The 4,601-nt window shown below is 69.6% G+C and carries 4 protein-coding genes; 3 read left to right on the top strand and 1 reads right to left on the bottom strand.

Annotated features, from left to right (window positions below):
• Positions 1 to 105: 105 nt before the first annotated feature.
• Positions 106 to 1,212, bottom strand: a complete 1,107-nt coding sequence (locus CA983_RS41010; protein ID WP_086605749.1) for a GDSL-type esterase/lipase family protein — start codon at positions 1,210 to 1,212, stop codon at positions 106 to 108.
• Positions 1,213 to 2,010: 798 nt separating this feature from the next.
• On the opposite strand from CA983_RS41010, the gene CA983_RS41005 reads away from it, so the two are divergent.
• The 3 genes from CA983_RS41005 to efeU form a co-directional block, all read left to right on the top strand.
• The gene (locus CA983_RS41005; protein ID WP_086605748.1) at positions 2,011 to 3,408 is read left to right on the top strand and encodes an FAD-binding oxidoreductase; all 1,398 of its coding nucleotides are present in this window, start codon (positions 2,011 to 2,013) and stop codon (positions 3,406 to 3,408) included.
• Positions 3,409 to 3,503: 95 nt separating this feature from the next.
• Positions 3,504 to 3,629: a hypothetical protein gene (locus CA983_RS49035; protein WP_279628504.1), complete on the top strand. Its 126-nt coding sequence runs from the start codon at positions 3,504 to 3,506 to the stop codon at positions 3,627 to 3,629.
• Between the two features lie 165 nt (positions 3,630 to 3,794).
• The coding region (efeU, locus tag CA983_RS41000; protein WP_208637158.1) for an iron uptake transporter permease EfeU at positions 3,795 to 4,601 on the top strand (807 nt) is incomplete at its 3' end.

Below are 4,601 nucleotides of genomic sequence, written 5' to 3'. Positions count from 1 at the left end.
GGCCTGTTCCGGGTCGCGTCCGGTCCCGGGGGAGGGAGCGGTGAGTGTGCTGCCGGGCCGGAGCGGCGGGTGTGCTGCCGGGCCGGTCCTGATCCGTGCCGGGTGTCAGTCGGCGGAACTCTTCGCCGTGCACGTGACGGTCGCCGCCGGGGCGCCGGCCGTTGCCGGGGCGGTGGCGACGAAGCCGAACGTGGCGCTCGCGCCGGGCGCCAACGCCCCGTTCCACGCCGCGTTGGTGACGGTGGCCGTACCGTCCGCGGCCGTGCTGAGGGTGCCGTTCCAGACCTGGCCGATGCGCGCGCCGTTCGCCGGTACGACCGTCGCGGTCCAGCCCGAGGTGGCGGAGGCGGACGTGTTCGTCACGGTCACCTCCCCTTGGTAGCCGCCCTGCCACGTGGAGACAGCGCGGAAGCGGGCCGTGCAGGCCGCGGGGTCCCCCGGGCCACCCGGGCCGCCGGGGTTCTGCGGGACGCCCGCGTCGAGGACCGCCGTCAGGGCCGGGAACCAGCGGGCGGCGATCTTGTCGTCACCGGAGGCGTTGGGGTGCACCCCGTCGTAGGTGTCCGTGGCGGTGCTGAAGCCCGTCCACTGGTCGACCACGGTGATCGGGGAACGCTCGGTACTGGTCGCCCGCGCCCAGTCGGGGATCCGCGCGTTGAAGTCGACGACGCGCTGCGCGCAGGCCGCGCAGCTGCCCGGGTTCATGGGGATGAGCTGCGCGACGAGGATCCGCATGTCCGGATTCGAGGCCCTCATCTGCGTCACGAGCTTGGTGTAGGCGGCGAGGATGCGGTCCGGGGCGATGCTGCTCCACACGTCGTTCGTGCCGAAGTGCATGACAACGATGTCCGGGCGCGTGGCCGCGAGTCTGCCCGGCAGCAGGTTCTGGTCGGCCACGTTGGTCACCAGCTCACCGCCGTGCCCCTCGTTGTCGCCGTCGTGCGCCTGGCCGCAGCCCTGCGGCGAGAGGGTGCCGACGAAGTCGATGTCCGTGTATCCGCTGTTCAGCAGCCGGTTCCAGAGCACCGCACGCCAGCAGCCCGGCGAGCCGGTGATCGAGTCGCCGAGCGGCATGACGCGGACGGGGTCCGCCGCCGCTGCGGCCGTGGCGCCGGGCGCGAACGTGAGACCGAGGGGGAGGAGCAGCGCGGCGAGGAGGCCGAGCACCGGGATGACGCGCAAGCGAGAGGACGAGCGGCGGGTTCTGCGCATGGTGATCCCTTCCCTGGGTGAGGTGGGAGCGCTCCCAAGCATCAAGCCACTGTTGTCATTGACGCGTCAAGAGGGCTGGGGACAACTCGTGTCCTGGTCGCTCGCCGACGCCTGATGGTGCACGGGCACGTACGGAGGGCCCGGTCCATCAGCGGCGGCAGCCACTCGTGGGTGCCCGCAAGCGCGTACACGGTGCGCCGCGGGCCCCGTCGCGTGTGGGGTGTGCTCGTGCAGGCGCTCGACGTCGGTCTCACGCTCGCGGCGGCCGGTGGCAGCATCCGCGATCAGCAGGCGCGGGCCTCCGGGGCGCACGATGCGGACGTAGCGGGCCGTCTCTTCGGGCTGCCCGCACGGGACGTATCCGGCCCGTCCTCGCCTTCCTCGCCGAAGGCCTCACCGACAGCGCCGCGGCCGCGCGCACGGGCTCTCCCCACGCGCGTACGCCCGGCGCGACAGCGAACTGCCGGCCCTGCTCGGTGCCGCCGACCGCCTCCAGGCCGGGGCGCTCCCGGCGCGGTGCGGTTAGGGGCGGGCCGGTGGTCAGGTGCGGGGCTGGTCGCGACGACAGTCGAAGGAAGAGCTGGGGCGGGCCGGATTGCCCGGGAGCGGGACGAACTCCCCGATGCGTTTGCTGTCCGCTCGGTGGGTGTCTTCACCCGTTGGGAGGAGTCCGAACTGCGTCGGTGTCCGCAGGCTGGTCGGCTAGTGCAGTGCGGTTCCGCGCATGCCGTATCCGCGTCCCTGGTCACAGTCCCTCACTGCCGGCCCCCATCCGGCGAGATCCCATGAAGGAGCGCCATGCTTCCGCTCGAGGTGACTACGAGAACGGGCGAACGAGCCGTGCTCAAGGAATCAGTCGCTCGGGGGCTGGCGGAGAGCCTGCGTGGAGAGCTGCTCCTCCCCGGCGATGACAGGTACGACCAGACCCGAAGAGTCTGGAACGGCATGATCGACCACCGGCCCGCGCTGATCGCCCGCTGCGCCGGGAGCGCCGATGTCGCAGCGGCCGTGGCCTTCGCGCGTGAGCACGATCTGCTTGTTTCCGTGCGTGGCGGCGGCCACAACATCGCAGGCAAAGCAGTGTGCGTGGGCGGCCTGATGATCGATCTCTCACTGATGCGCCGCGTCGCAGTCGACGCTGACAACCGGACAGCCCGGGTAGAGGGTGGTGCCACGCTCGGCGAAATGGACAGCGCCACACAGGTCTCGGGCCTGGCCACGACCACGGGCGTCGTCACTCATACAGGCGTCGCCGGCCTCACGCTCGGTGGCGGCGTGGGCCGGCTCGCCCGGACCTACGGTCTCGCCTGTGACAACCTGCTGTCCGTCGACGTCGTCACCACCGAGGGTGACCTACGGAGAGCCAGTGCCGCGGAGAACCCCGATCTCTTCTGGGGCATGCGGGGGGCCGGCGCGAACTTCGGGGTCGCGACCTCCCTTGAGTTCAAACTCCACCCGGTGGGTCCGGAGGTACTGGGAGGCGTCGTCGTCCATCCCTTGGCGCGGGCAAGGGAAGCCCTCGGTTTCTACTGCGAGTACTCACGTTCAGCCCCGAACGAGTTGACCGCTGACGCCTTTTTCCTGACCTCGCCCGACGGTGACCCGGTGTTCGCCATCTCCGTCTTCTACGCCGGATCGATGGAGCAAGGCGAGCGCGTACTGGAGCCGCTCCGACGTTTCGGCCCGCCCATCGCCGACCAGGTGGGGCCAGTCGCGTACACGCAGCTGCAAGCCGCCGGTGACCCCTTCTTCCCTGTGGGCCTGCACTACTACTGGAAGTCCCACTTCCTTGAGGAGATCCCGGAGGACGCGATCGAGGCCACCGTGGAACACTTCGCCATTGCTCCGTCTCCCAGGTCCCTCATCGTCTTCCAGCAGTACGGCGGCGCCGTCAGCCGCATCCCGTCCACGGAGACGGCCTTCCACCACCGGAACGCGCGATACGACAACTTCGCCGCGTCGGTATGGACGGATCCGCAGGAACACCAAGTGCACAAGGAATGGGCACGGCAGTGGTGGGACAAGATGAGCCGCTTCTCCCTGGGAGCCGAGTATGTGAACAATCTGGGAGAGGAAGGCGAGGACCGGGTACGGGCCGCCTACGGCGACAACTACGACCGGCTGGTGGGCCTCAAGAACGAGTACGACCCCGACAATTTCTTCCGACTCAACGCGAACATCCTCCCGAGTGGCTGAGCAGCGAGGTTGCTCACCTGTGGATCAATGGTGCCTCCACGGCTTTGTCTCACCGGTGATGGAGAGCGGCAAGGTGATTGTCAAAGCCTGGCGTGATGGCGATCCAGGTCGGATTCCACCTCGCGTTCCGCAAGGAGTTCGACATGACCCCCGGCGACTTCCGTTCCCGCCGGGCGTCCAGGACCCGACTCGTACTACAGCAGGTCCGGGACGACGGCTGAGCCGCTTCCTTCGGATCACTCCCGCTGGGCTTTTGCCATGTCATGAGCCATGCATGACCGGATGCCCAGAGAGCCGAGGCCATGATGGTCGGCGTCAGTAAGGCATGCCTTGGCTAACTCGCTTGCGTGGTGGGCCGGGGCGGAGGGCCGGGAGGGCCGCGGCACATGTGGGACGACGCGTTTCCGAGCTTCCTGATCGGACTGAGGGAAGGACTGGAAGCCGGCCTCATCGTCTCCGTGCTGGTCGCCACCCTCGTGCGGGCGGACGCCAAGTCCCGTCTGCCGCAGGTGTGGACCGGCGTACTGGCCGCGATCGCGCTCTCGATGAGCTTCGGCGCGGTCCTCACGTTCACCGCCGCGTCCCTTTCCACCGCCGTGCAGGAAGCCTTCGGCGGCGCGCTGAGCATCGTGGCCGTCGCCTTCGTGACCGCGATGGTGTTCTGGATGCGCCGCTCGGCCCGCAGCCTGGCCGGAGAGATCAAGGAGAAGGTCACCGAGGCACTGACCATGGGCGCCGGTGTGCTGGTCCTCACCTCCTTCCTCGCGGTGGGGCGCGAGGGTCTGGAAACCGCCCTGTTCCTGTGGACCACGGCCCGCGCGGCGGACGAGTCGGCCGGGCCGCTGACCGGCGCGGGCATCGGCCTCGTTCTGGCGGCGGTGCTGTGCTGGGGGCTCTACCGCCGGGTGCTCTCCATCAACCTCACCCGCTTCTTCACCGCTACCGGCGCCGTCCTCATCGTGATCGCCGCGGGCGTGCTGGGCTACGGGCTGCGCGACCTCCAGGAGGGCGGGGCCCTGCCCGGTGGGACGGCCTACGCCGTCGACCTGAGCGGCAGCGTCGACGCCGGGTCCTGGTACAGCACTCTGCTCCAGGGCGTGCTCAATCTGACGCCGACGATGACGTGGCTTCAGGTGGTGGGGTACGTCGGGTATCTCGGGGTGGTGATGACGCTGTTCGTGCGGGGGGTGCGG

This window comes from Streptomyces swartbergensis (assembly GCF_002148965.1).
Classification (GTDB): Bacteria; Actinomycetota; Actinomycetes; order Streptomycetales; family Streptomycetaceae; genus Streptomyces; species Streptomyces swartbergensis.
Note: the sequence above shows the minus strand (reverse complement) of the source record. Positions and strands in the feature narration are given on the sequence as shown.